The following is a 258-nucleotide window of genomic DNA, read 5'->3' as shown; positions in this document are numbered from 1 at the left end:
TGTAAATCTGTTGGCTGACGCCTTCGATGGTTCGAATCCATCTCCCTCCACCATATGACCCATTAGCTCAGGAGGTAGAGCACCTGCCTTTTAAGCAGGGTGTCCCGCGTTCGAGTCGCGGATGGGTCACCAGCCATAAAAAAAACGGTTATCTTTTGAGATAGCTGTTTTTTTTATTATTTGCAAAATTTTTGGCTCAATAGGAATATCGGTTCTATAATAAATGTTGGGGTGGATAAAAAACATCTCATAAAAAAG

1 tRNA gene is annotated in these 258 nt (G+C 41.5%); it reads left to right on the top strand.

The features are described 5' to 3' along the window. Positions 1-56 precede the first annotated feature (56 nt). Positions 57-132 (top strand) — tRNA-Lys (locus I4N53_RS02310). The last annotated feature ends 126 nt before the right edge of the window (positions 133-258 follow it).

This window comes from Thermoanaerobacter sp. CM-CNRG TB177 (assembly GCF_018588165.1).
Classification (GTDB): Bacteria; Bacillota; Thermoanaerobacteria; order Thermoanaerobacterales; family Thermoanaerobacteraceae; genus Thermoanaerobacter; species Thermoanaerobacter thermocopriae.
Note: the sequence above shows the minus strand (reverse complement) of the source record. Positions and strands in the feature narration are given on the sequence as shown.